This is a genomic window from Enterobacter sp. BIDMC 30 (assembly GCF_000534355.1).
In the GTDB taxonomy this organism is placed as follows: domain Bacteria; phylum Pseudomonadota; class Gammaproteobacteria; order Enterobacterales; family Enterobacteriaceae; genus Enterobacter; species Enterobacter ludwigii.
Genome location: NZ_KI973169.1, coordinates 4,017,554 through 4,042,555, shown reverse-complemented (window position 1 = coordinate 4,042,555; position 25,002 = coordinate 4,017,554). Strand labels below are relative to the sequence as shown.

General features: G+C 55.1%; 22 protein-coding genes. 15 read left to right on the top strand and 7 right to left on the bottom strand.

Translation table 11 applies throughout. The annotated features are described in order from the left end of the window. Nucleotides 1-43 precede the first annotated feature (43 nt). A complete protein-coding gene (locus tag L466_RS03400) occupies nucleotides 44-1,828 on the bottom strand; it encodes a diguanylate cyclase (RefSeq protein ID WP_032681588.1) in 1,785 nt (594 codons plus the stop codon). Nucleotides 1,829-1,948: 120 nt separating this feature from the next. Beyond that, nucleotides 1,949-3,058, bottom strand: a complete 1,110-nt coding sequence (locus L466_RS03405) for an AI-2E family transporter (protein WP_020885256.1) — start codon at nucleotides 3,056-3,058, stop codon at nucleotides 1,949-1,951. 336 nt (nucleotides 3,059-3,394) lie between these two features. On the opposite strand from L466_RS03405, the gene mmuP reads away from it, so the two are divergent. From mmuP to tauD, 6 genes are all read left to right on the top strand, one after another. After that, nucleotides 3,395-4,795: an S-methylmethionine permease gene (gene mmuP / locus L466_RS03410; RefSeq protein WP_025205021.1), complete on the top strand. Its 1,401-nt coding sequence runs from the start codon at nucleotides 3,395-3,397 to the stop codon at nucleotides 4,793-4,795. Then, nucleotides 4,782-5,714, top strand: coding sequence for a homocysteine S-methyltransferase (mmuM, locus tag L466_RS03415; protein WP_032681586.1), 933 nt, complete (start codon nucleotides 4,782-4,784; stop codon nucleotides 5,712-5,714). The genes mmuP and mmuM overlap by 14 nt, the downstream gene beginning before the upstream one ends. A 196-nt stretch (nucleotides 5,715-5,910) precedes the next feature. Continuing rightward, entirely contained in the window at nucleotides 5,911-6,873 is a 963-nt protein-coding gene (gene tauA, locus L466_RS03420; RefSeq protein ID WP_032681585.1) for a taurine ABC transporter substrate-binding protein, read from the top strand. Between the two features lie 10 nt (nucleotides 6,874-6,883). Next, nucleotides 6,884-7,651: a taurine ABC transporter ATP-binding subunit gene (gene tauB, locus L466_RS03425; RefSeq protein ID WP_032681584.1), complete on the top strand. Its 768-nt coding sequence runs from the start codon at nucleotides 6,884-6,886 to the stop codon at nucleotides 7,649-7,651. Then, nucleotides 7,648-8,475, top strand: coding sequence for a taurine ABC transporter permease TauC (gene tauC / locus L466_RS03430; protein ID WP_014168802.1), 828 nt, complete (start codon nucleotides 7,648-7,650; stop codon nucleotides 8,473-8,475). Before tauB ends, tauC begins: the two co-directional genes overlap by 4 nt. After that, complete coding sequence (gene tauD / locus L466_RS03435) at nucleotides 8,472-9,323, top strand: taurine dioxygenase (RefSeq protein WP_014168804.1); 852 nt, start codon at nucleotides 8,472-8,474, stop codon at nucleotides 9,321-9,323. The genes tauC and tauD overlap by 4 nt, the downstream gene beginning before the upstream one ends. A gap of 44 nt (nucleotides 9,324-9,367) precedes the next feature. Here tauD and L466_RS03440 read toward each other — a convergent pair whose 3' ends face one another. Both L466_RS03440 and hemB read right to left on the bottom strand, forming a co-directional pair. Further along, on the bottom strand, nucleotides 9,368-11,068 hold the full coding sequence (locus tag L466_RS03440) for a bifunctional ornithine lipid synthase OlsF (protein WP_020885252.1): 1,701 nt from the start codon (nucleotides 11,066-11,068) through the stop codon (nucleotides 9,368-9,370). A gap of 132 nt (nucleotides 11,069-11,200) precedes the next feature. Continuing rightward, the gene (gene hemB, locus L466_RS03445) at nucleotides 11,201-12,175 is read right to left on the bottom strand and encodes a porphobilinogen synthase (protein ID WP_020885251.1); all 975 of its coding nucleotides are present in this window, start codon (nucleotides 12,173-12,175) and stop codon (nucleotides 11,201-11,203) included. Between the two features lie 450 nt (nucleotides 12,176-12,625). Here hemB and L466_RS03450 point away from each other — a divergent pair, with 450 nt between their 5' ends. Both L466_RS03450 and L466_RS03455 read left to right on the top strand, forming a co-directional pair. Then, nucleotides 12,626-15,400: an autotransporter outer membrane beta-barrel domain-containing protein gene (locus L466_RS03450; protein WP_032681582.1), complete on the top strand. Its 2,775-nt coding sequence runs from the start codon at nucleotides 12,626-12,628 to the stop codon at nucleotides 15,398-15,400. Nucleotides 15,401-15,491: 91 nt separating this feature from the next. Further along, on the top strand, nucleotides 15,492-16,115 hold the full coding sequence (locus L466_RS03455) for a helix-turn-helix domain-containing protein (protein ID WP_014168808.1): 624 nt from the start codon (nucleotides 15,492-15,494) through the stop codon (nucleotides 16,113-16,115). On the opposite strand, the gene ampH is transcribed toward L466_RS03455, so the two are convergent. Next, nucleotides 16,112-17,278: a D-alanyl-D-alanine-carboxypeptidase/endopeptidase AmpH gene (ampH, locus tag L466_RS03460; protein ID WP_020885249.1), complete on the bottom strand. Its 1,167-nt coding sequence runs from the start codon at nucleotides 17,276-17,278 to the stop codon at nucleotides 16,112-16,114. The genes L466_RS03455 and ampH overlap by 4 nt on opposite strands. A gap of 204 nt (nucleotides 17,279-17,482) precedes the next feature. Between ampH and L466_RS03465 the strand changes: the two genes are divergently transcribed. The 3 genes from L466_RS03465 (at nucleotide 17,483) to L466_RS03475 (ending at nucleotide 20,460) form a co-directional block, all read left to right on the top strand. Then, nucleotides 17,483-18,016: an isochorismatase family protein gene (locus tag L466_RS03465; protein WP_025205011.1), complete on the top strand. Its 534-nt coding sequence runs from the start codon at nucleotides 17,483-17,485 to the stop codon at nucleotides 18,014-18,016. Between the two features lie 111 nt (nucleotides 18,017-18,127). After that, complete coding sequence (gene sbmA, locus L466_RS03470; protein ID WP_014168811.1) at nucleotides 18,128-19,348, top strand: peptide antibiotic transporter SbmA; 1,221 nt, start codon at nucleotides 18,128-18,130, stop codon at nucleotides 19,346-19,348. A gap of 14 nt (nucleotides 19,349-19,362) precedes the next feature. Continuing rightward, the gene (locus tag L466_RS03475) at nucleotides 19,363-20,460 is read left to right on the top strand and encodes a DUF1615 domain-containing protein (RefSeq protein ID WP_032681581.1); all 1,098 of its coding nucleotides are present in this window, start codon (nucleotides 19,363-19,365) and stop codon (nucleotides 20,458-20,460) included. Here L466_RS03475 and L466_RS03480 read toward each other — a convergent pair. After that, nucleotides 20,457-20,759: a DUF2755 family protein gene (locus L466_RS03480; RefSeq protein ID WP_020885246.1), complete on the bottom strand. Its 303-nt coding sequence runs from the start codon at nucleotides 20,757-20,759 to the stop codon at nucleotides 20,457-20,459. The two genes, L466_RS03475 and L466_RS03480, sit on opposite strands and share 4 nt — an antisense overlap. A 249-nt stretch (nucleotides 20,760-21,008) precedes the next feature. Between L466_RS03480 and L466_RS03485 the strand changes: the two genes are divergently transcribed. Then, entirely contained in the window at nucleotides 21,009-21,245 is a 237-nt protein-coding gene (locus L466_RS03485) for a DUF2754 family protein (RefSeq protein ID WP_025205000.1), read from the top strand. On the opposite strand, the gene ddlA is transcribed toward L466_RS03485, so the two are convergent. Then, a complete protein-coding gene (gene ddlA, locus L466_RS03490) occupies nucleotides 21,242-22,342 on the bottom strand; it encodes a D-alanine--D-alanine ligase (RefSeq protein ID WP_032681580.1) in 1,101 nt (366 codons plus the stop codon). The genes L466_RS03485 and ddlA overlap by 4 nt on opposite strands. Nucleotides 22,343-22,445: 103 nt before the next feature. Here ddlA and L466_RS03495 point away from each other — a divergent pair, with 103 nt between their 5' ends. From L466_RS03495 to iraP, 3 genes are all read left to right on the top strand, one after another. Further along, nucleotides 22,446-23,129 carry an extensin-like domain-containing protein gene (locus L466_RS03495; RefSeq protein ID WP_032681579.1) on the top strand — a complete coding sequence of 228 codons (684 nt, stop codon included), beginning with the start codon at nucleotides 22,446-22,448 and terminating at the stop codon, nucleotides 23,127-23,129. Between the two features lie 169 nt (nucleotides 23,130-23,298). Then, nucleotides 23,299-24,513: a multidrug efflux MFS transporter gene (locus tag L466_RS03500; RefSeq protein ID WP_020885242.1), complete on the top strand. Its 1,215-nt coding sequence runs from the start codon at nucleotides 23,299-23,301 to the stop codon at nucleotides 24,511-24,513. 209 nt (nucleotides 24,514-24,722) lie between these two features. Further along, nucleotides 24,723-24,983 carry an anti-adapter protein IraP gene (iraP, locus tag L466_RS03505; RefSeq protein WP_014168818.1) on the top strand — a complete coding sequence of 87 codons (261 nt, stop codon included), beginning with the start codon at nucleotides 24,723-24,725 and terminating at the stop codon, nucleotides 24,981-24,983. Nucleotides 24,984-25,002 lie beyond the last annotated feature (19 nt).

Genomic DNA, 25,002 nt, shown 5'->3' with positions numbered 1-25,002 from the left:
GGGAAAAGACACTGCCAGGAGGGATGACAGTCTCTTTTTTTAACTATTCAACTTCGAGCGTACTAAAACTGACGATACGAGAACGCCCTAATTCTTTCGCACGGTATAAGGCAACATCTGCCGCGCGTAACAGGTTGTCGCTTTCGGCATGCTGAGGGTAGCTGGCGATTCCGATAGAGACATCAACTGGACCGATTTCGGTCAGTCCACTGCGCACCGTTAACGCGTGAACGGCGTCAAAAATCTCGTTTGCGAAGGTAAAGGCAACCTCTTCATTTACCCCTGGCAGGAGTATCAAAAACTCCTCTCCGCCAAAGCGAAACGCCAGGCCATTCTCACGGACCGCCCGTTTCACAATGCTGGATATGCTTTTAATAACCTGATCACCCGCTTCATGGCCAAACCGGTCATTAATGCTCTTGAAGTGATCGATATCGATCATCATGCAACTCAGCGGTTCGCCGTTACGAATGGCCTGTGTCATTTGGGTATGAAGCGTATCTTCCAGATGATGGCGATTACGCAAGCCGGTCAGCGGGTCGAACAATGCTTTTTCCAGCAACGCATCGCGTAGCCGCTGGTTTGCCAGCGCCAGACCGAGCGCTTCGGCCATCAGTTCGAGATAAGCACGGGCAGGGGCATTTTCCGCGGTGATATTCTGGAATGAGAGCAGACCAATGGCCTCGCCCTGGGCAATGAGCGGCACGCACAGCGAACGATACGCCAGTGATTCCGGCAGATGATAGCAGGCGATATCCGGCTTACCGCTGAACGGGGGATGGCTCTGACCACGCCTTACTGCCCAGCATTCGTCAGGATGAAACGTCATCTCCTCTCCCGTGGGGGAGAGCCACTGGGCAACGCAGCGCATCTGCCAGGGATCGCGGTCAAGGACATAGAGCCGGCCAGGTACCCCCGGGGCGATATTGGGGGCAAACAGCTCCGCCACGTTGATAACATCGGTAAAGTTCTCACACCCTTGCAGCCGCTGCGTCATGCGGGCCAGCAGTTCGCGGACAGCCCAGTCGGCGTCGCGCTCTTTTTCCAGCCGTTGCCGGGCAAGGCCGTTTTCACGAAAAATACGGATCGCCTGCGCCATATCGCCAATCTCATCAATCTGATTAAAATTCGGCGTTTCGACGGCGTAATCCTGCGACGCCAGACGGTGTACCACGTCGCTCAGACGCACCACGGGGCGCAGCACGCGGCGTTTCAGGATAAAGCCCAGGACAAACAGAAACAGCAGGGCGGTCAGGCCAACCATCAGTTCAGAGGCCGTACGCAGCGCTTTCGATTTTTTGGTGGCATCCTGCACGGACGCAATCACCCGCTTGTCGAGGATCTGGCGAAAGTGATCAATCTGGTTTTGTGCGCGTTCCAGTGCCTGCTCATAGGGCGCACCATAAAGCAGGGCAATGGCCTGGGCATCTTCTCCCCGTTCTGTACTGGTCAGGGCCGTCTGCTGTTCATCCTGTAGCTCATCGATAATCTTGAGACCTTCCCGCAGCAGGGCCAGCTCCTCATCGGACGCGCCGTTATCGCGCAGTTTATCCAGCCTCAGCTCGACATTTTTCAGGTTGTTCTCTGACTGGCTGTATTGTCTGAGGGTTTGCGGATCTTTTTTTATTACGTACAGGCGGGCTAAATCGGACTGCGCCCAGGCGTCGGTTTCAATATCCTCTGTCAGCTCATCAAAGCGCTGCCGCTGTTCAACGGCGTGACGTTCCACGGTGTCGGCATTGGATGCCATCAGCATGATGATGCCTGAGACAAGGGTCAGGCAGACCGTGGCACCATAGGCCCAGTTAGTTATCGTTGCGATTCGCACCTGTGGATCCTTTTACGACATGAGAAGGATGGCGTTCTTTCAAATTATAGAAAACGTTTGATTTAAGGCGAAAAAAAAGGCGGCACAGTGCCGCCTGGTGTGGTCTTTATCGTCATATCATCACAAATCTGGAGGGTTTTTTCCTTCCTCGATGAAATCCGCATCCAGCTCTTCGGCGTTACCCGCGTGATCGCGACCGGAGAACAGGTTCCAGCAGGCGATGAACAGCGCGGCGATCAGCGGCCCAATCACAAAGCCATTAATGCCGTACAGCTCCATCCCGCCAAGGGTTGAGATGAGGATCAGGTAGTCCGGCATTTTGGTGTCTTTCCCCACCAGCAATGGACGCAGGATATTGTCCACCAGCCCGACAATGATGACGAAGAAGCCAACGATAAAGAGACCCTGCCAGAGCTGATGCGTGGCGAACAGGAAGATGGCGGCCGGCACCCAGACAATGGCCGAGCCGACGGCCGGAACCAGCGAAAGGAACGCCATCAGCGCGCCCCAGAGTACGCTACCGTCAATACCAGCGATGGCAAATGCAATCCCGCCGAGCGTGCCCTGAACCACCGCCACTACCGCCGTACCTTTTACCGTTGCCCGCGAGACGCCGACGAATTTGGCGAACAGATGCTGTTTGGCAAAATCAGACAGAGGAAGCGAATCAAGGATCTGGCGTACCAGATACGGGCCATCTTTTAGCAGGAAGAACAGCAGATAAAGCATGATGCCGAAGCTGATCGCAAAGCCAAACGTCCCTTTACCAATCAGAAACGCGCTGCCGGCCAGATACTGTCCGCCCTGCAGTGCTACATCGGAGAGTTTTTTCTGGATTTGCGCCGCGTTCGTCAGGTTGTGGTCCGCAAGGAAGCCGCTGGCCCAGCCTGGCAGGTGGTTAAAGATGCTCGCCACCACTTCCGGGAATTGGGTATTGTTCGCTTGCAGCTTGGTGTACACCACGTTCAGTTCAATGGCGAGCGATGAAAAGATCACCATCAACGGGATAAAGACGATGAGGCAGATAATGCCGATGGTTAACAGCGAAGCCAGTCCGTTGCGATCGCCCATCGCCGCGCGCAGCTTGTTTTTTACCGGGTTAAAGATAACGGTAAGAATGGCGGCCCATAAAATCGCGGAGAAGTAGGGGGAGAGCACGTCGAAGAAAGCCCAGGTGACAAGGGCGAGTATGAAGATAAAGAAACCTTTGGTCAGTCCGTTAAAGCGCATCAGTTGATCCTGTAACGATGAAACTGTGTCGACTATAGAACTGATTGAGGGATTTACCAAGAATTGCGCTGCTGTAAAACCCCGCGTATGAACCCGCTCGTTACGGATACCACTTTCGACTGACCGAAGAACGCCAGGGTCCGCGCCATGCTGTAAGTATCTGCTTGCGGAGGTGCTTATGGCCTGGCGTCCGTTCCTGTATGTGATCCTCACAACCCACCCCAGACTCAGCGCGCGGCGCGCTCGATTACGTCTGGTCGTCTAGCTTTTTCTTAACAATCGCGGTATAACACACCTTCTTTGGATGTTTAGATGTCCATACGTATAGAAGGTAATATGCAAACACAACAAGAAAATGGGCAGCTTAAGCGCACCATGAAAACACGCCACCTGATTATGCTCTCGCTGGGTGGGGTCATTGGGACAGGGCTATTCTTCAATACTGGTTATATCATTTCAACGACCGGGGCCGCGGGAACGCTGCTGGCGTACCTGATTGGCGCGCTGGTGGTCTGGCTGGTGATGCAGTGTCTGGGCGAACTTTCCGTTGCGATGCCGGAAACCGGCGCGTTTCACGTCTATGCCGCCCGCTATCTTGGCCCGGCTACAGGCTATACCGTGGCGTGGCTTTACTGGCTTACCTGGACGGTGGCGCTCGGGTCGAGCTTTACCGCCGCCGGGTTCTGTATGCAGTACTGGTTCCCGCAGGTGCCCGTCTGGACGTGGTGCGTGGTGTTCTGCGTGGTGATCTTCGGCCTTAACGTCATCTCCACGCGCTTCTTTGCCGAAGGCGAGTTCTGGTTCTCGCTGGTGAAAGTCATCACCATTATTGCCTTTATTATTCTTGGCGGTGCTGCGGTGTTTGGCTTTATCCCGATGCAGGACGGTTCTCCCGCGCCGGGCTTAACCAACCTTACCGCCGAAGGCTGGTTCCCGCACGGCGGCCTGCCAATCCTGATGACCATGGTCGCGGTGAACTTCGCCTTCTCCGGGACAGAGCTTATCGGTATCGCGGCGGGTGAGACGGAAAACCCGCACAAGGTGATTCCGGTTGCCATTCGTACCACCATTGCCCGGCTGATCATCTTCTTTATTGGTACCGTGTTTGTGCTGGCCGCGCTGATCCCGATGCATCAGGCGGGCGTGGAAAAAAGTCCGTTTGTACTGGTGTTCGAAAAGGTCGGTATTCCGTACGCGGCTGATATTTTTAACTTCGTGATCCTGACGGCCATCCTGTCGGCGGCGAACTCGGGCCTGTACGCTTCTGGCCGCATGCTCTGGTCACTCTCGAATGAAAAAACGCTGCCGCGTTGCTTTGCGCGCGTTAATAAAAACGGCGTACCCATGACGGCGATTTCTGTTTCAATGCTTGGCGGCGTACTGGCGCTGTTCTCAAGCGTGGTGGCACCGGACACGGTGTTTGTCGCACTGTCCGCCATCTCAGGCTTTGCTGTGGTGGCGGTCTGGATCAGCATCTGCGCGTCGCATTTTGTCTTCCGTCGTCGCCATCTTCAGTCTGGTCAGCCGCTTTCCGCTCTGCAGTATCGCGCGCCGTGGTATCCGCTGGTGCCGGTGCTTGGCTTTATCCTCTGCGTGGTGGCCTGTGTTGGTCTGGCATTTGACCCGAGTCAGCGTATTGCCCTTTATTGCGGGCTTCCGTTTGTTGCCCTGTGTTATGGTGCCTACTACCTGACCCGAAACATGACATCGCAGGAGCCTGAACATGTCGCAGAATAATCCGCTTACCGCCATCCTTGAAAAACAGCCATTTGTGGTGCTGGATGGCGCGATGGCGACGGAACTGGAAGCGCGCGGTTGTAATCTTGCAGACAGCCTGTGGTCTGCCAAAGTGCTGGTTGAAAACCCGGATCTTATCCGCGACGTTCATCTGGACTACTACCGGGCGGGGGCGCAGGTGGCGATCACCGCCAGCTATCAGGCCACGCCTGCGGGGTTTGCCGCACGAGGCCTGGATGAGGCGCAATCCCGTGCGCTGATTGGCAAAAGCGTTGAGCTGGCGCGTAAGGCGCGCGAAGCGTATCTCGCGGAAAACCCTCGTGCAGGCACGCTGCTGGTCGCGGGATCGGTTGGGCCGTATGGTGCATACCTGGCGGATGGATCTGAGTATCGCGGTGACTACGTGCGAAGCGCAGAAGCGTTTACCGATTTCCATCGCCCGCGCGTGGAAGCGCTGCTGGATGCCGGGGCAGATCTGCTGGCCTGCGAAACGCTGCCATCCTTTGCTGAAATCAAGGCGCTGGCGGCGCTTCTGGCCGAGTATCCCCGGGCCCGGGGATGGTTCTCGTTTACCCTGCGTGACAGCGAGCACCTCAGCGACGGCACGCCGCTGCGCGAGGTGATTTCTGCGCTGGAACGCTATCCGCAAATTGTGGCGCTGGGGATCAACTGTATCGCGCTGGAAAATACCACCGCGGCACTGAAACATCTTCACAGCCTCACCGCACTGCCGCTGGTGGTCTACCCGAATTCGGGGGAGCATTATGACGCCGTGACCAAAACCTGGCATCACCATGGCGAAGCCTGCGAAACGCTGGCGGGCTATTTATCCCAGTGGCTGGCGGCCGGGGCGAAGTTGATTGGAGGATGTTGCCGGACCACGCCGAAAGACATTGCAGAGCTAAAGGCGCAGCGCTGATGCCGTGTGTCGTCTGATGCATTCACCTCATCCCTCTCCCGTCGGGAGAGGGAGCCAGAATAAACCCCACAAAATTCACTATCCTTTGCCACTTTTTTTCTAAAAACGAATCGGAATTAACGATTCTTTTTTATTCCTTTATCAAAATTCCTGCGCCGGAAATACTGCCCTCATAACAACAAGGGGAGCAGTCACAATGGCAATTTCATCGCGAATTACACTTCTCGGCGCGCTGGCGCTGTGGGCATTTCAGGCACAGGCGGTAGACGTTACCGTCGCGTATCAAACCTCTGCGGAACCGGCAAAAGTTGCGCAGGCGGATAACACTTTCGCCAAAGAAAGCGGCGCGAAGGTGGACTGGCGTAAATTCGACAGCGGGGCGGCCGTCGTGCGCGCATTAGCGTCCGGCGATGTGCAGATTGGCAATATCGGTTCCAGTCCGCTGGCGGTGGCTGCCAGCCAGCAGGTGCCTGTTGAGGTTTTCCTGCTGGCGTCACAGCTCGGGAACTCTGAAGCCCTGGTCGTGAAGAAAAACATCACCCGGCCGGAAGATCTGATTGGCAAGCGCATCGCCGTGCCGTTTATCTCCACCACCCATTACAGCCTGCTGGCGGCACTCAAACACTGGGGCATCAAGCCGGGCCAGGTGCAGATCATCAACCTGCAGCCACCCGCAATTATTGCCGCCTGGCAGCGTGGGGATATCGACGGCGCTTACGTCTGGGCACCTGCCGTGAATGAGCTGGAAAAAGACGGCACCGTGCTGACCGATTCCGAACAGGTGGGGCAGTGGGGCGCGCCGACGCTTGACGTGTGGGTCGTGCGTAAAGACTTCGCGGAGAAACACCCTGACGTTGTGAAGGCGTTTGCTAAAAGCGCCATTGACGCCCAACAGCCTTATCTCAGCAACCCCGATGCGTGGCTGAAAGAGACGGGCAATCTGGAAAAACTGTCGCGCCTGAGCGGCGTTCCGGAAGCGGACGTGCCGGGGCTGGTGAAAGGCAATACCTATCTCACGCCTGCACAACAGGTCCAGCAGCTCAATGGGCCGGTCAATAAAGCGATTGTCGATACCGCTACGTTTCTGAAAGAGCAGGGCAAAGTGTCTGCGGTGGCGACAGATTACAGCCAGTACGTGACCGATCGCTTTGTGAAATAAGGGGGAAGCGATGCTGAATATTACAAATCTGTCTGCTGATTACGGCGGTAAACCCGTGCTGGAGGAGATCAACCTGACGCTGGACAGCGGTGAATTGCTGGTCGTGCTGGGGCCGTCCGGGTGCGGCAAAACCACGCTGCTGAATCTGATCGCCGGGTTTGTACCGTATCAGCATGGTTCCATCCAGCTGGAAGGGAAACGGGTCGAGGGTCCGGGTGCAGAGCGCGGCGTGGTCTTTCAGAGTGAAGGGCTGCTTCCGTGGCGCAACGTGCAGGAAAACGTCGCCTTCGGCCTGCAGCTTGCCGGGTTTCACCGTGAACAACGGCTGGCGACCGCGCGTGAGATGCTAAAAAAGGTGGGGCTGGAGGGCGCTGAAAAACGTTTTATCTGGCAGCTTTCCGGTGGCCAGCGTCAACGGGTCGGGATTGCCCGCGCGCTGGCGGCAAACCCACAGCTGTTGCTGCTGGATGAGCCGTTTGGTGCGCTGGACGCCTTTACCCGTGAGCAGATGCAAACGCTGCTTTTGCGCCTGTGGCACGAAACGGGCAAGCAGGTACTGCTGATTACCCACGATATCGAAGAGGCGGTGTTTATGGCGACCGAACTGGTGTTGCTTTCGCCGGGGCCGGGTCGTGTGCTGGAGCGGTTGCCGCTCAGCTTTGCCCGTCGCTATGTGGCCGGTGAACCGGTCCGCAGTATCAAATCCGATCCGCTGTTTATTGAACAGCGCGAATATGTTTTAAGCCGCGTATTTGAACAACGGGAGGCATTCTCATGAGCATTGTCTTCAGTGAGAAAACGCGCCGCCCTCGTCTCGCGTTACGCTGGCCGTTCTCTCGCCAGATCACGCTGAGTGCGGGCACGTTGCTGGTATTGCTCGCAGTCTGGTGGGCGGTGGCAGCGCAACAGTGGGTAAGCCCGTTGTTCCTTCCGCCACCGGGACAGGTGCTGGCGAAACTCATCACTATCGCCGGGCCGCAGGGTTTTATGGATGCCACGCTCTGGCAGCATTTAGGTGCCAGTCTGGCGCGTATTCTGGTGGCGCTGCTGGCGGCGGTAGTGATTGGCATCCCGGTGGGCATCGCGATGGGGCTGAGCCCTACGGTGCGCGGCATTCTCGACCCGCTGATTGAGCTTTACCGTCCGGTCCCACCGCTGGCCTATCTGCCGCTGATGGTGATCTGGTTTGGCATCGGGGAAACCTCGAAAATCTTGCTGATTTATCTGGCGATTTTTGCCCCGGTTGCTATGTCGGCATTGGCTGGGGTGAAGAGTGCACAGCAGGTGCGTATCCGCGCGGCGCAGTCGCTGGGTGCCAGCCGTCTTCAGGTGCTGCTGTTTGTGATTTTACCGGGCGCGCTGCCGGAGATTTTAACCGGGTTGCGCATTGGCCTCGGGGTGGGCTGGTCAACGCTGGTGGCGGCTGAGCTGATCGCCGCCACGCGCGGATTAGGGTTTATGGTGCAGTCGGCGGGAGAGTTTCTGGCGACTGACGTCGTGCTGGCAGGGATCGCGGTGATCGCCGTGATCGCCTTTGGATTAGAACTGGGGTTGCGCGCGCTACAGCGACGTCTGACGCCCTGGCATGGAGAAATACAATGAGTGAACGTCTGACCATCACCCCGCTGGGGCCATATATTGGTGCGCAGGTCTCCGGCCTGGACGTGACCCGTCCACTGAGCGATAACCAGTTCGAGCAGTTGTACCACGCGGTGCTGCGCCATCAGGTGGTGTTCCTGCGCGAACAGGCGATCACCCCGCAGCAGCAGCGTGCGCTGGCCCTGCGCTTCGGCGATCTGCATATTCACCCGGTCTATCCCCATGCGGAAGGCGTGGAGGAGATCATCGTGCTGGATACCCATAACGATAATCCGCCGGACAACGACAACTGGCACACCGACGTGACGTTTATCGAAACGCCACCTGCCGGGGCGATACTGGCGGCGAAGCTGTTGCCGGACACCGGTGGAGATACGCTGTGGGCCAGCGGTATCGCCGCCTTCGAGGCGCTGTCCGTGCCGTTCCGGACGCTGCTGAGCGGGTTGCGGGCCGAACATGACTTCAAAAAATCCTTCCAGGAGTACAAGTACCGGAAAAGCGAAGAGGAACATCTGCGCTGGCAGGACGCGGTCGCGAAACATCCGCCGCTGCTGCATCCGGTGGTGCGTACGCACCCGGTGACCGGTAAGCAGGCGTTATTTGTAAACGAAGGCTTTACGACGCGGATCGTAGACGTGACGGAAAAAGAGAGCGATGCGCTGCTAAGCTTCCTGTTTGCCCATATCACCAGGCCGGAATTTCAGGTGCGCTGGCGCTGGCAGGAGAACGATCTGGCGATCTGGGACAATCGCGTGACGCAACACTATGCGAACGCGGATTATCTGCCGCAGCGTCGGATTATGCAGCGGGCGACGATTTTAGGGGATAAACCGTTTTACCGTGCGGGCTGATGCCTTCACCTGACCCTCTCCCGACGGGAGAGGGGAAAGCAGGGTTACAAATGCGCCTCAATATAGCGCTGATAGCGGTTCGCCTTCAGATAACACAAATCCACCAGCACCAGGCCGTCAACGCAGTTGTTGAATGCCGGGTCGCTTCCGAAATCAATAAACTGTACGCCACCCGGTTCGCACAGCTCGGAATACTGCTTGTAGAGCGGCGGAATGCCGCAGCCCAGATTGCCGAGCAGGGATTTCAGCTTCGTCAGATCGTCGACATAATCCACGCCGCCAAACTGCGCCAGCACGTCCGGAAGCGATGCCGGGTAGGGCTGGCGTGACGCCGCGAGCGGATGGCTTGCCGGGAACCAGAGGCGGTAAAACGCCACCAGCAGATCCCGCGCGGCAGGCGGTAAGCCGCCGGATATCGAGACCGGACCAAACAGATAGCGGTAGTGGGGATAACGCGCCAGATAGGCACCAATGCCTGACCACAGATAGTCCAGACCTCGGCGTCCCCAGTAGCGCGGCTGAATAAAGCTGCGCCCGAGCTCAATGCCGTGCTCCAGCACATCCTGCATTTTGTCGTCGTAGTGGAACAGGCTGTAGCTGTACAGTCCTTCCGGCCCCCGACGCTCCACTTGTCTGGCGGTGGGCATAAAGCGATACGCGCCGACAATCTCCAGATCCTCATCGTCCCATAAGATCAGATGCAGATAATCATCATCGTAGCTGTCAGTGTCCCGGCGTTTACCGCTCCCTTCTTCCACCGCGCGAAAAGCAATTTCACGCAGGCGGCCCAGTTCGCGTAGCAGTGGCGCCTCTTCCTGGCCGTTACGCTGCCAGAGATAGATGGATTTTCCATCGCCGGTTTTGCCCAGACATTCAGCCTGCGCCAGCTCGCGTTTTAGCGTAGCCCGGTCTTCCGGACGGGCAATGGCGCACTGGGTTTTAAAGACGCCAGGCACTCCCTTGCCAAGACGTATCACGTGCTGTCGGCACTTTTCGGCCATCTCACGCGACGAAAGGGTGGCGCTATACCAGTCACTCCAGGCAATCTGCTGACCGATTGTAATCGGCAGCTGGCTATGGCGACGGCGGAACATCTGCTGCATCAGCAGCAGCATGGATAACGTCGGCGACACCAGCGTGCTGGCATAAAAGAGGAGGCTGTTGTGCGCCTGAATATGTACCGGCAGCAGCGGGGCGCGCAGTTTGGTGGCGAGTTTGATAAATCCCGAGTGCCATTTTTTATCGCGAATGCCTTTTCGCGTCGGCCGGGAAACTTCACCCGCCGGGAAGAAGATCAGCACGCCCGCGTTTTGCAGATGTTGTTCCATCTGTACCAGCGACGTTTTTGCCGTTCTGCCGCCCATATTATCGACCGGGATAAACAGCGAGCTTAGCGGCTCCAGGTGGGTCAGCATCCGGTTGGTCACGACTTTGACATCGCGTCGTACGCGTGAGACGGCGTACATCAGCGCCAGCCCGTCCAGAGTACCTGTCGGGTGGTTGGCAATGATAACCAGAGGGCCATGTTCGGGGATTTGTTCGAGATCGCGGGCGGAAACGGTGCAGAGAATATCAAGGTGCTCCAGAACTTGCTCCACCATATCCAGTCCTTTCAGGTGGCGGTGTGCTGCGGCAAATTGCTGGAATTCTTCTTCGTAAAACAGCCTTTTTAACAGACTTTTTTGCCAGGGTGCCGGCCTCGCCTGAGGCCAAAGGTCATCGAGAACGCTATCGAGACTAAACATGATCACTCCTCCTGCCGTCTTGCGATGACAGTAGAAGGGGGAGATGTCGGTTGTATTGCAGTTTGGTGAAGTTTCGTGAGGCAGGGAGAGCAGGCCGGGTCAGGCGAAACCGCCCCCCGGCACCGTTGCGCCTTAGCGCAGAATTTTCTTCTCAGCCAGATCCAGCGCAAAGTAGCTGAAGATCAGATCCGCACCCGCGCGTTTGATCGCACCCAGGCTTTCCAGGATCACTTTCTCTTCATCGATCGCACCCGCCATGGCGGCGAATTTGATCATCGCATACTCGCCGCTGACCTGGTACGCGCCCAGCGGCAGCGAGGTGCGTTCGCGAATATCACGCAGGATGTCGAGATAGGCTCCCGCCGGTTTCACCATCAGGGCGTCTGCGCCCTGGGCTTCATCGAGCAGGGATTCACGGATAGCTTCCCGACGGTTGAGCGGGTTCATCTGATACGTTTTACGATCGCCTTTCAGCGCCGTACCGGCTGCTTCACGGAACGGGCCGTAGAAAGAGGAGGCGAATTTGGTGGAGTAGGACATGATGGCCGTGTCGGTAAAACCGGCAGCATCCAGCGCCTGGCGGATAGCCTGCACCTGCCCGTCCATCGCAGCCGATGGCGCGATGAAATCAGCACCCGCAGCGGCAGCAACCACCGCCTGCTTACCAAGATTCAGCAGGGTAGCATCGTTATCCACACCGTGATCGCACAGCACGCCGCAGTGGCCGTGAGAGGTGTATTCGCAGAAACAGGTGTCGGACATCACGACCATTTCCGGCACGGTCTCTTTGCAAATGCGCGACATACGGGCGACCAGACCGTCCTCTTTCCAGGCATCGCTGCCGGTGGCGTCGGTATGATGGGAGATGCCGAAGGTCATCACCGAGCGGATCCCTGCATTGGCGATACGTTCAATTTCACGCGCCAGATGTTTTTCAGGAATGCGCATCACGCCAGGCATGGCTTCGATGGCCTTGTAGTCGTCAATCTCTTCTTCGACAAAAATCGGTAACACCAGATCGTTTAAGGTCAGTGTTGTCTCTTCAAACATAGCGCGTAGTGCGGGTGACTTGCGCAGGCGACGGGGACGAGCAATTAAATCGGTCATGGTATGCCTGAGGTTTGTGGAACAAAGAGGGTTAGTGTACCTCAAAGTGAAAGAAGGTGTTTTACCAAAGTGGGCATTTTGTCGAGGGGGAAATCCCGATGCCAACGCGTCACGCGATCAATAATATACGCCTTTCCACTGGCGTTAATTGTTCACGAAATATTGGTTTTATTTCTATGATGAAATAAATATATCATTGAAAATGATCTATTTATTTTTATTATATTTTTTATCTTTATAAGAGGGTGTTTTAACTGCCTGTTTTATAATGATTGTTGATGGCATTGCATCGCTACTGCATTATTTTCATGTTGTTTGTCTGAATGCGGACTTAATGGAATGATTCATTGAACCTTTTCAGATTGAAAATGCATAATTCCCTCCGCAATTAAGTATTGCAAAATCGTTAGATGGACAAACTTGCTTACGTCCCTGAGGAGGGATGACCCAATGCAAACATGGAAAAAGAAACTGGTTGTATCACAACTTGCATTAGCCTGCACCCTGGCTATCGCTTCTCAGGCCAATGCGAAGGATATTTCTGGTACGACATATAATACCTTCGGATATGATAATACGGCAGCTGCACCCTGGTATTATGGTTACGCTGACTGGGATTACTCTGATGCGACGCACGATGGTGATATTTATCCGGTGATTAATAAATCCACCGTGAATGGTGTTATATCAACCTATTATTTGGATGATGGTATCAATGGTCGGGCGAATGCGCTGAGCATTTCCAACAGCACCATTAATGGCATGATCACTTCAGAATGCATGACCGCGTCATGTGCTGATGGCGTGGATACGGACGGCACAACCCATTCTCAATACGACCGTTTTAGCCTGACCGTCGATAACTCCACGATCAATGATACTTACGAGCATTATGCGTATGACGTTGTGAACGGGGAAAATACGGAAACGCACTATCTGGACACCTATGCGCTGGGTAATGCAATTACCCTGGATGTGGAATCGGATATTGTTATTCAGAATAACTCTCACATCGCCGGCATTACCCTGACTCAGGGGTATCAGGAACGGGATAATACCCCGTATGACGGGGTGGAAGGTGTGGCGAACAGCAGCAATGTCTTTACCGACACGCTGCTGGTGAAAGACTCGGTGCTGACCTCTGGCGCATACAGTGACCTGGGCACCAGCGGGTTCTATGGTCAAACCGCGAAGCCGAGTGATTACGGTGAAACCAATGCCACTGCGGCTGACGACGCGGCGCTGATTGTTGCTGCCAGCGCGTCTGACAACGCGATGCAGACCACCGCCACGTTCGATCACTCCACGATCACCGGCGATATCCTGTTCTCCAGTACCTTCGATAACAACTTCTACCCGAACGGCGATCCGGCAACCGATACGACGGCTGACGGTATATACAACCCAACCACCAACGGCTGGGATGACACCGATAAGCTGGACGTCACGCTGACCAATGGCAGCAAATGGGTCGGCGCAGCGCAGTCCAGCGTTGAGGCCATCGGCACCGCGCAGATGTATGGCCTGGGCTACAGTGACGTTGACTGGCGCACCCTCTCTCCAGATAGCATCTGGCCGGATTCCACGTTCGACAATAGTGGACATGTCGCGGGTGAAGCGGTCTATCAGAGCGGTCTGTTCAACGTCACGCTGGATAACGGCTCTGAGTGGGATACCCGTAAGCTCTCTAACATCGACACGCTGACGGTGAATAATCATTCGCAGGTCAATGTTGAAAACTCGGGCCTGCTGGCTGATTCCATCACCCTGTCCAATGCTTCATCTCTGAACATCGGTGACAAGGGTGCCGTAGCAACTGACAGCCTCTATCTGGACAGCGACAGCCGTGCGGCCCTGACAGAGGAAACCGCGGAGCTGTATGCCAATACCATTACCGTGGACAACGGTGCGGAGCTGTCTCTCGGCCTCGGCCAGGTGGATACGCACAATATGGTGTTAACGGATGGCGGCGTGCTGAACGTGGCCAGCCGTGATTACGTGTTGAACAGCGATCTGAACAACGCCCGCTATATCACCAACGATATGAGCAAAGCCGATTACGACTACGGCGTTGTGGCACTCAACGCTGACGGCCATCTGGCCGTGAATGGTGACGTGGCAGGGAATTACGCCGTGCGTATCGACAACGCCTCCGGCGCCGGCTCTGTTGCTGACTATAAAGGCCAGGAGATTATCCGTGTTTATGACAACAACACGGAGACCCGCGCCAGCTTCACTGCGGCAAATAAAGCCGATTTAGGGGCATATACTTATCAGGCGCAGCAGAAAGGCGACACTGTTGTTCTGCAACAGCAAGCGCTGACCGATTATGCCAACATGGCGCTGAGCATCCCGTCTGCCAACACCAACATCTGGAATCTGCAGCAGGATGCAGTTAGTGCGCGTCTGACCAACAGCCGTCATGGCCTGGCGGATAACGGCGGGGCATGGGTAAGCTACGTTGGCGGCAACTTCGACGGCGATAATGGCGTTATCAGCTACGATCAGGACGTGAGCGGTATCATGGTTGGTCTGGATACCCTGATTGACGGTAATAATGCGAAGTGGATCGTCGGTGGTGCGGCAGGTTTCGCCAAAGGCGATATCAGCGATCGCACCGGTCAGGTGGATCAGGACAGCCAGACGGCAATGATGTACGCGTCCGCGAAGTTTGCGAACGATCTGTTCATCGACAGTTCCCTGAGCTACACCCGATTCAACAACGATCTCTCCGCGACCATGAGCAATGGTCAGTATGTTGACGGTAACACCACCACCGACGCCGTTGGTTTTGGGTTGAAACTGGGCTATGACTGGAAACCAAACCTCTCTGGTTATGTGACGCCATACGCGGCCGTGTCGGGTCTGTTCCAGTCCGGTGATGACTATCGCCTCAGCAACGACATGCGCATGGATAGTCAATCCTATGACAGCCTGCGTTACGAAGCGGGTGTGGATGCCGGTTACACCTTTAACTACGGCGGTGACCAGGCGCTTACGCCTTACTTCAAACTCGCTTATGTCTATGACGACGCTGGTAACGATGCCGATGTTAACGGTGACAGCATTGATAATGGCGTGAAAGGCTCCGCAGTGCGGGTTGGTCTGGGTACCCAGTTTAGCTTTACGAAGAACTTCAGTGCTTACACTGATGCCACTTATCTGGGCGGCGGTGACGTTGACCAGAACTGGGGCGCAAATCTGGGTGTGAAATATACCTGGTAATAAATAAAAGCGGGGGATAAGCCCCCGCTTTTTTATAGATGACAATAAAAAATAATAGTGAACCGACAAATACGGATGTCTTGAGGTCTGCATGAACGTTAATGCGAAACCACTTTCTGAATTAAGCCGGCTCGAAGCATGTTTGATAGCAGCCAGTACCCCGTTTAAATCTGCTCCACAGCAATTAATTACCTCGGGCAAGGGGAGTGAGCCTTGTACCTACGTATTCCAGACCGGCGTTATTGAAGTTTATCGTCATTCAGACGATCTGCTGGTTGGCATTGCGTCAGCCCCTTTTATTTTTGGCCTGTCTGCCGTAGTGATCAATCACAGTCAGGAATACAGAGTCACTGCCAAAACGGCCTGTACCGGTTTTTATTTGCCCGCGGCGACCACCCGTCAACTCATTCAACAGCATTCGCTCTGGAAAGACGCGTTTTGCTGGTTATCCTGGATAAATTACATTCTGGGCAAACGCGACAGGCAACTGGTGGGAAATAACTCCTATCACCAGATCCGCGCAATGCTGCTGAATATGGCCGAGTGGGATGAAACGCTGCGTTCAAAAATTGGTGTGATGAATCATATACAGCAAAGCACGCGTATTTCACGCTCTGTCGTTGCCGAAGTGCTCGCTGCTTTGCGACAAGGCAACTACATCAATATGAGCCGGGGCAAACTGGTCAGCATCAACCGTTTGCCCACGGAATATTAAGGCTGGATGGAGGCGGTGAGCACCTGGGCTTTATTGGCGCTCAGCTCAGCCACCAGGTTATTGATGCCATCGCTCATATTGACGAAACGCGTATTTGGAGAGCGGGTGACGACCACAAACGCGCCCACGTTGGACTGCGGGATCATCGCCATATAGGTGATGAATCCACCGCCGCCACCGGTTTTCTGAATAATGCCCGGTCGGCCATTTTTGGGTGCCATATAGACCCAGCCCATGCCCAGCGCGTCGGCTTTACCCGGTACGTCCATGCCGATCACGCGGTGCAACTGGCTACGCTGGTAAATCAGGGTCTGCATGCGATCGGCCTGGTGACTGCGCGCATAGAAATCTGATGAGAGGAACTGCTGCATCCAGCGCATCATGTCGCCTGGCGTTGAATAGACCCCGCCACTGCCGATGGCTGCCAGGGTGTTATTACACGGACTAGCGCCTTTCTCTGCCACCATCAGGCGTCGGCACTGATCCGGAGAAGGGGTAAAGGTGGTGTCCTTCATGCCGAGCGGTCGCGTTATCTGCTCTTCAAAGAGCTGCGGGTAAGGTTTGCCTGCTGCCGTCGAGAGCGCATCTGCCAGCAGGTCAAACGCCAGGTTTGAGTAAGATGCCTGGGAACCCGGGGCCGATTTCAGCGTGGCGGTGCTCAGGTAGTTCCAGCGCTGTTCGCGCGTTGGCCAGACAAACACGTCACGGTGCGCCGCGCCGCCGGGTTGTTCGCGAGGCAGCGCGCTGGTATGGGTGGCAAGGTTTACCAGCGTGATGGGCGTGCCCTGATAGGTTGGAACGCGTGCGCCTGGCGGCGCATATTTGCTGAGCGGATCGTCGAGCTTGACCACGCCCTGATCGAGTAATTTCACCAGCATTTCGCTGGTCATCAGCTTGGTTAAGGACGCAATGCGGATCACGGAATCCAGCTGCGGGTGAACGTTATTTCCCGGTCGCGTTTCGCCAAAGCTGCGAAATACGCGCTGGTTGCCGTCGATGACCACCATCGCCATCCCGGTCGCGCCACTGCCGTAATAGATAAGGTTCGCGTAGCGATCGGCAATATCTGAAGCCAAAACGGGGGCCGTCAGCGGCTGAGCTGCCTGGGCGGTGGAGAAGCTCACCGCACACAGCGCGGCAAAAGAGAGCAGACAACGTTTCAACGAAAAGCATCCATGAATTGAATGAGAAAAGTAATGGGTATTTATACTACTAAAGCGCACGGTGCAATGCCCCGAATTGCATAACGATAGCGAGAAAAACGTAACCATGGGTAAATAAGCATAATTTCCTGGCGACCAGTCTCCCATTTTGTGACATCGGCCGTATGATAGAGGCCAGTGTCACTCAATCTTGCGGAGAACGATATGTCAGTGAAGCGTGTGGTTATGGTTGTCGATATGCAGCAAGGGGTGTTTGCAACGCCGCGTTACCAGCGCGAGAAATGTGTTTCGCTTATCAATCAGCTCACGCAGGCCGCCGAACGGGTGATTTTTATTCAGCATACCGGTGAAGGCGGTCTGGAAGAGGGGAGCGAAGGGTTTGCGCTGCTGCCTGAACTCCATCAGCCCGCTGACGCGCTTTACGTCACCAAGACTGCCTGCGATGCATTTTATAACACCGCACTTGAAGCGGTGTTACGCGAGCAAGGTATTCGCGAGTTTGTCATCTGCGGCTGTGCCACCGATTACTGTGTCGATGCGACCATCAAGAACGGGGTCAGCCGTGGCTATCACATTACCGTGGCGGAAGATGCCCATACCACGGCTAATCGTCCGGCAGCCGACGCGCCCATTCTGATTAATCATTACAACGACGTCTGGCGTGACTTTATTGCGCCGGCCAATCCTCTCGCGGTGAAACGCACCGAAACAATTCTCGAAAACTGGAAAGCGAACTAATAATTAACCCTCGGGTCTGACCTTTTTGCCTGCGCCGTCTGGCTCAGGCGAGATTTTCGTGTGGTGATGTGTTGAGCACAGCAACAGCCATAACAACAAGAAGGAAGCATTATGTTTAAGTCTTTTTTCCCAAAGCCGGGGCCTTTTTTCCTGTCGGCATTTATTTGGGCACTGATCGCTGTCATTTTCTGGCAGGCTGGCGGCGGGGCGTGGCTGGCCCGCATTACGGGCGCAACGGGTGACGTCCCGATCAGCGCCGCTCGCTTCTGGTCGCTTAGCTATCTGCTGTTTTACGCCTACTACATGGTATGCGTTGGCCTGTTCGCCCTGTTCTGGTTTGTCTATGCGCCGCACCGCTGGCAATACTGGTCGATTCTGGGAACCTCGCTGATTATCTTTGTGACCTGGTTCCTGGTGGAAGTGGGGGTGGCAGTAAACGCCTGGTATGCCCCGTTCTACGACCTTATCCAGACCGCGCTGAGTTCGCCGCATAAGGTAACCATTAATCAGTTTTACCATGAGGTGGGCATTTTCCTCGGTATCGCGTTGATTGCGGTGGTGATCGGGGTGATGAACAACTTCTTCGTCAGCCACTACGTTTTCCGCTGGCGTACCGCGATGAACGAACACTATATGGCGCACTGGCAACACCTGCGTCATATTGAAGGTGCAGCACAGCGTGTGCAGGAAGACACCATGCGTTTTGCCTCCACCCTTGAAGACATGGGCGTCAGCTTTATCAACGCCATCATGACGCTGATTGCCTTCCTGCCGGTGCTGGTGACGCTCTCGGCTCACGTGCCGGATCTGCCTCTTGTCGGTCATCTGCCGTATGGGCTGGTGATTGCGGCGATTGTCTGGTCTCTGATGGGGACAGGGCTGCTGGCGGTGGTCGGGATTAAGCTGCCGGGGCTGGAGTTTAAAAATCAACGCGTGGAAGCGGCTTATCGTAAAGAGCTGGTCTACGGTGAAGATGATGCTAATCGTGCCTCGCCACCAACCGTACGTGAGCTGTTTGGTGCCGTGCGTCGCAACTACTTCCGTCTCTACTTCCACTATATGTATTTCAATATTGCGCGCATTTTGTATCTGCAGGTCGATAACGTTTTCGGTTTGTTCCTGCTGTTCCCGTCCATCGTTGCGGGTACGATTACGCTCGGTCTGATGACCCAGATAACAAACGTTTTTGGTCAGGTGCGTGGCTCATTCCAGTATCTGATCAGCTCCTGGACCACGCTGGTGGAACTGATGTCCATCTATAAACGTTTACGCAGCTTTGAGCGTGAGCTGGACGGCCAGGAACTGCAGGAAGTCACCAATACATTTAGCTAATACAGGGAGTTGCTATGACCTTTGCCGTACCGCGTGCGTTACCGTTGTCCTTACTGGCCGCTCTGGTGCTGGTAGGGTGTGCCGAAAAAGGGGCTGCCCCGCTTAAAGAAGGGGAGAAGCCTGTTGATGTGGCAAGCGTTGTGCGGCAAAAAATGCCCGCCAGCGTGAAAGATCGCAATGCATGGGCGGATGCGCTGGCAAAAACCTTTGAAAGCCAGAAGATTGCTCCTACCGAGGAGAACATCTGCTCGGTACTGGCGGTGGCGCAGCAGGAATCAATGTACCAGTCAGACCCGGTCGTGCCGGGTCTGAACAAAATAGCCTGGAAAGAGATCGACCGCCGTGCGGAATCGATGCATATCCCGGTATTTCTCGTGCATACCGCGTTTAAGATCACCTCGCCAAATGGAAAAAGCTACAGCGAACGGCTGGACACGGTAAAAACCGAGAAACAGCTCAGCGCCATCTTTGATGATTTCATCAGCATGGTGCCGATGGGGCAGACACTGTTTGGTTCACTTAACCCGGTACACACCGGCGGGCCGATGCAGGTCAGCATTGCCTTTGCGGAAAAGCATACCGACGGCTACCCGTGGAAAATCGACGGTACGGTGCGTCAGGAGGTCTTCTCCCTGCGTGGCGGCCTGTGGTTCGGCACTTATCATCTGCTGAACTATCCGGCGAATTACAGTGAGCCGCTGTACCGCTTTGCGGACTTTAACGCGGGCTGGTATGCCAGTCGTAACGCGGCATTTCAGAATGCGGTCAGCCGCGCGAGCGGCGTGAAGCTGGCACTGGATGGCGATCTTATTGCCTATGGCAGCAGCGAGGCTGGCACCACGGAGCGGGCGGTGCGGAAATTATCGAACAGACTTGGCATGAGTGACAGCGACATTCGCCATCAGCTTGAGAAAGGCGATAGTCTGGCGTTTGAGAAAACCGATCTCTACAAGAAAGTCTTTACGCTTGCAGAACAGAAAAGTGGGAAAACGTTACCGAAGGCAATCCTGCCGGGTATTCAGCTGGAAAGCCCGAAGATCACGCGTAACCTGACAACCGCCTGGTTCGCAAAACGCGTGGATGACCGCCGGGCTCGCTGTATGGGGCTTTAAAAGCGACGGCGAAAACGCAGTACTAATGCCACAACGCCTAAAATCATACACCCTGCGAGGAAAGGAATGAGGCCAAACAGGGTGCTTACGCCAAAACCAATTTCCACTCGCGGGCGTCCGTTATCCTGCACCTGCATCAGGTGTTCATAGACTCCTGGTGCATGAACCAGCATATTGAGTAGCTGCGAACCCGCCCAGAAACAGAACAAGACAAACAGGGCATAAGCGATATTACCCGCCGTGGAGGTTTTTGGTTGTTTACCGCCAAAAATCGGTTTCGACAATGTAAAGTCAGCCATCACGACCTCCCGATAAATCACGCTGTTTTATATGCGTCTTACAAGGTGAGTTTGACAGGTCATAGCATTTGTCAATATCAGAATCGTGTTAATTTACCCTAAGGAATTCTCCTGGATTGTCGAATTCTGCAGCGCATCACAATTTCTTAACTTAATTGAAACAACAGCATGTTTCAGAATTTCCGCATCAGCCACAGACCTCGTCATAAATCTGTGAGAGGATATCTTTTTTTCCTGCCGGAGTTTGTCATGAAGCTCACTTCCAAACTACGCCGTGACTGGCATTACTACGCCTTTGCTATCGGGCTGATCTTTATTCTTAACGGTGTCGTGGGGCTGTTGGGATTTGAAGCAAAAGGGTGGCAAACGTATGCCGTGGGTCTGGTGACCTGGGTTATCAGCTTCTGGCTGGCGGGGATGATTATCCGCCGTCGTCCTGAAGAGACGACAGCGGATGAGACGGAAACGGCGAAAACTCCCGATTAACCGTTTACGGAGCTTTTCACGGCGCTGTCCGCAGCATGACGCTCCAGCGCCAGTTCAATCAGGCGGGTGATGAGTGCTGAGTAGCTAAGCCCGCTGGCCTGCCACAGCTTGGGATACATGCTGATGTTGGTGAAGCCCGGCAGAGTGTTGATTTCATTAATCACCACCTCGTTTTCAGGCGTCAGGAACACATCCACGCGCGCCATGCCGCTGCAGCCGAGCGTCTGATAAGCGTTAATCGCGATCGCGCGGATCTTATCGTTGATTGCCGGATCGATATTCGCAGGCACAACAACCTGGGCGCCTTTATCATCAATGTATTTGGTGTCGTAAGAGTAGAAATCACTGTTTAACACCACTTCACCGCAGGTGCTTGCCTGTGGGAAATCGTTGCCCAGCACGGCGCACTCAATTTCGCGGCCTTTGATGCCCTGCTCAACCACCACTTTATGGTCAAACTCAAACGCCAGGCTGACCGCTTGCGTGAACTGCGCTTCGCTTGTCACCTTGCTGACCCCGACGGAAGAACCCTGGTTTGCGGGTTTCACAAACAGCGGCAGGCCCAGTTGACCGGAAATCTGAGCGAAGCTGTGTTGGTCACGGTTGGCGCGGGTGAGGGTGACAAACGGCGCAATATTCAGCCCCGCATCACGCAGCAGGCGCTTGGTGACGTCTTTATCCATGCAGGCAGCGGAACCCAGCACATCAGAACCGACAAACGGCAGGTTGGCCATGCGCAGCATCCCCTGCAGCGAACCATCTTCGCCAAGGGTGCCATGAACGATAGGGAAGACCACGTCAATCTGGGCAAGAGACTGCGCATTACCGGCGTCGATGAGTTGCCCTTGCACCACGCCGGGTACGGTCGCGACGCTGATTGCAGAAGGATTGAGGGCGATATGCGCCGGATCGTCAGCATTTAACAGATACTGGCTGGCATCGTTGACATGCCACTGCCCCTGTTTATCTATGCCCAGCAGCACCACGTCGAAACGGCTTTTATCGATTGCATCGACGATATTTTTGGCCGATTGCAATGAAACCTCGTGCTCCGCTGATTTTCCCCCAAAGACAATACCTACGCGCTGCTTTGCCATCTCACTCTCTTCCAGTCTGACGAAAAACCAATAACATACCACGATGCCCAGCGGGTTTCGCGGCCTTCTGCCATAATGTTTTGGGGAATGTTAAGGGGGGAGCGTGAAAGGAAAAACTCTGCTGACCGTTTTCATTATTGCGGCTGTCGCAACGGTGGGGTATCGCTGGTTGCCGTCTTACTACAACCCTTTCACGCCGCTACATCTCGACGACCCGCCAGGCCGCATTACCCAGTATAAGCTTCGGAACTTAACGCCCCAGGCGTGCACGAGCCTGTTATCACAGGCCAATCAACGCGCGCTTATCCGCACACAACCGGTCGCAGACAGCGGTGGGGAGTGTCCACTCCGTAACGTCGTCCGGGTACGTAACTTCGGTCCGGTCAGCCTGAACAGCAGTTTCCTTGCGAGCTGCCCGCTGGCGCTCAGTTCTGCCTTGTTTATCAGCCAGCAGGCCCGGCCACTCACCAGAAGCTATACGGGAAGTGAGCTGACGCGTATTGAGCATCTCGGCAGCTTTGCCTGCCGCAACATTTACCATCGCCCCGACGCGCGACGCAGTGAACATGCCACGGCAGAGGCACTGGATATCACGGCGTTTGGGCTGGCGAACGGTGAGAAGGTCACGGTACAAAACGGCTGGAAGGCGACCAAAACGCAGCCATGGCTGAAAGGCATGCTGGCGGCGAGCTGCAGCTATTACGGCAACAGCCTGGGGCCAGAGTATAACGCTGCCCATGCCAGCCACTTTCACCTGGGGATGCGCGGTTTTGGTCTCTGCCGCTGAAGCATAATATTCCGTCAGAAAATGGATGGTTTGTGACTTATTTCACAAATATGATGACTGGGAAGATAAAACACCAAAGTCGGCAAGGGCGCATCTCTGGTGCGACGTCATAACGCGTAACTTGCTAATCTGTCGGCGAATTCGCCTAAAAATGAAGACTATTTCTTTTATGGAATCCTGGAAAGTTAATCTCATCTCGGTCTGGTTCGGGTGCTTCTTTACCGGGCTGGCCATCAGCCAGATATTGCCCTTCCTGCCGCTGTACGTGTCGCAGCTGGGCGTTACCTCCCATGAAGCGCTCTCCATGTGGTCAGGTCTGACGTTCAGCGTCACGTTTCTGGTCTCTGCCATCGTCTCGCCGATGTGGGGCAGTCTGGCCGACCGCAAAGGGCGCAAGCTGATGCTGCTGCGCGCATCGCTGGGGATGGCGATAGCCATTCTGCTGCAGGCCTTTGCCACTAACGTATGGCAGCTCTTTTTCCTGCGAGCGGTGATGGGGCTGACGTCCGGGTATATTCCGAATGCCATGGCGCTGGTGGCGTCGCAGGTGCCCCGTGAACGCAGCGGCTGGGCGCTGAGTACGCTCTCTACTGCTCAGATAAGCGGGGTCATTGGCGGCCCGCTGCTAGGGGGCTTCCTCGCCGATCATGTGGGGTTGCGCGCGGTGTTTATCATTACGGCCATCCTGCTGGTGGTCAGTTTTCTGGTCACGCTCTTCCTCATTAAAGAGGGAGGACGCCCCGTCATCAGCAAAGCTGAACGCCTGAGCGGCAAGGCCGTCTTCGCCTCGCTGCCCTATCCGGGCCTGATGATCAGCCTGTTTGTGACCACCATGGTGATCCAGCTTTGCAACGGTTCGGTCGGCCCGATTCTGGCGCTGTTTATTAAGTCGATGGAGCCAGACAGCAATAATATTGCTTTCCTCAGCGGGATGATTGCCGCCGTCCCGGGCGTATCAGCCCTCATTTCGGCGCCACGCCTTGGAAAACTGGGCGACAGGATCGGCACGGCGCGTATCCTGATGGCCACGCTGATTTTTGCGGTGGTGCTCTTTTTCGCAATGTCGTTTGTCACTTCTCCGTTTCAGCTTGGCGTGCTGCGGTTTCTGCTGGGCTTTGCAGATGGTGCGATGTTACCCGCGGTGCAAACATTGCTGGTGAAATATTCCAGTGACCAGGTAACGGGCCGTATTTTTGGCTATAACCAGTCGTTTATGTATTTAGGTAACGTTGCCGGTCCGCTTATGGGAGCCGCTGTTTCGGCAATGGCCGGTTTCCGTTGGGTATTTGCTGCTACCGCTATTGTGGTGCTGATAAATATAATTCAACTGGCTATTGCACTGCGTCGCCGCAGACAAATGGCAGAGGCGAAGTCGGCGCGATAGTCGTTTCGTGGATGTATTATATATTCTTATGGTCGCCGCATTTTTATATAACTAAATGCGGCGTTTTTTATAGAAAAACGTTTCGCTGAAAACCGCGAGGAATCTATTTTTCCTGCCGCATCACTTTTGCATAACATAATAAATTTCTTCTCTTTGCATAATGGATTCAGAATGCTAAGTTCAGACAAAACGGATAAGGAAATAGCACCATGAAAAATCTCATTGCTGAGTTGTTGGTCAAGCTTGCACAAAAGGAAGAAGAGTCAAAAGAGTTGGTCGCCCAGGTCGAAGCGCTGGAAATTGTGGTCACCGCGCTGCTGCGACAAATGGCGAAAAACGAACAACAGACGTTGATTGAGAACGTTGAAGGCGCGCTGGAAAGCGTCAGACCCGATTCCCAGGTGCCGGTTGAGGATGCTGAAATGCTCCGCCAGTACGTAAAAAAGCTGTTAAGGCATCCTCGCAACTAAACCATAACGGAACCTGACG

What these genes read in the sequence shown, in the direction of transcription:
- L466_RS03405 (WP_020885256.1), bottom strand. Translation starts at nt 3,058, where the DNA reads ATGCGCTTTAACGGACTGACCAAAGGTTTCTTTATCTTCATACTCGCC.
- mmuP (WP_025205021.1), top strand. Translation starts at nt 3,395, where the DNA reads ATGCAAACACAACAAGAAAATGGGCAGCTTAAGCGCACCATGAAAACA.
- mmuM (WP_032681586.1), top strand. Translation starts at nt 4,782, where the DNA reads ATGTCGCAGAATAATCCGCTTACCGCCATCCTTGAAAAACAGCCATTT.
- tauA (WP_032681585.1), top strand. Translation starts at nt 5,911, where the DNA reads ATGGCAATTTCATCGCGAATTACACTTCTCGGCGCGCTGGCGCTGTGG.
- tauB (WP_032681584.1), top strand. Translation starts at nt 6,884, where the DNA reads ATGCTGAATATTACAAATCTGTCTGCTGATTACGGCGGTAAACCCGTG.
- tauC (WP_014168802.1), top strand. Translation starts at nt 7,648, where the DNA reads ATGAGCATTGTCTTCAGTGAGAAAACGCGCCGCCCTCGTCTCGCGTTA.
- tauD (WP_014168804.1), top strand. Translation starts at nt 8,472, where the DNA reads ATGAGTGAACGTCTGACCATCACCCCGCTGGGGCCATATATTGGTGCG.
- L466_RS03440 (WP_020885252.1), bottom strand. Translation starts at nt 11,068, where the DNA reads ATGTTTAGTCTCGATAGCGTTCTCGATGACCTTTGGCCTCAGGCGAGG.
- hemB (WP_020885251.1), bottom strand. Translation starts at nt 12,175, where the DNA reads ATGACCGATTTAATTGCTCGTCCCCGTCGCCTGCGCAAGTCACCCGCA.
- L466_RS03450 (WP_032681582.1), top strand. Translation starts at nt 12,626, where the DNA reads ATGCAAACATGGAAAAAGAAACTGGTTGTATCACAACTTGCATTAGCC.
- L466_RS03455 (WP_014168808.1), top strand. Translation starts at nt 15,492, where the DNA reads ATGAACGTTAATGCGAAACCACTTTCTGAATTAAGCCGGCTCGAAGCA.
- L466_RS03465 (WP_025205011.1), top strand. Translation starts at nt 17,483, where the DNA reads ATGTCAGTGAAGCGTGTGGTTATGGTTGTCGATATGCAGCAAGGGGTG.
- sbmA (WP_014168811.1), top strand. Translation starts at nt 18,128, where the DNA reads ATGTTTAAGTCTTTTTTCCCAAAGCCGGGGCCTTTTTTCCTGTCGGCA.
- L466_RS03475 (WP_032681581.1), top strand. Translation starts at nt 19,363, where the DNA reads ATGACCTTTGCCGTACCGCGTGCGTTACCGTTGTCCTTACTGGCCGCT.
- L466_RS03480 (WP_020885246.1), bottom strand. Translation starts at nt 20,759, where the DNA reads ATGGCTGACTTTACATTGTCGAAACCGATTTTTGGCGGTAAACAACCA.
- L466_RS03485 (WP_025205000.1), top strand. Translation starts at nt 21,009, where the DNA reads ATGAAGCTCACTTCCAAACTACGCCGTGACTGGCATTACTACGCCTTT.
- ddlA (WP_032681580.1), bottom strand. Translation starts at nt 22,342, where the DNA reads ATGGCAAAGCAGCGCGTAGGTATTGTCTTTGGGGGAAAATCAGCGGAG.
- L466_RS03500 (WP_020885242.1), top strand. Translation starts at nt 23,299, where the DNA reads ATGGAATCCTGGAAAGTTAATCTCATCTCGGTCTGGTTCGGGTGCTTC.
- iraP (WP_014168818.1), top strand. Translation starts at nt 24,723, where the DNA reads ATGAAAAATCTCATTGCTGAGTTGTTGGTCAAGCTTGCACAAAAGGAA.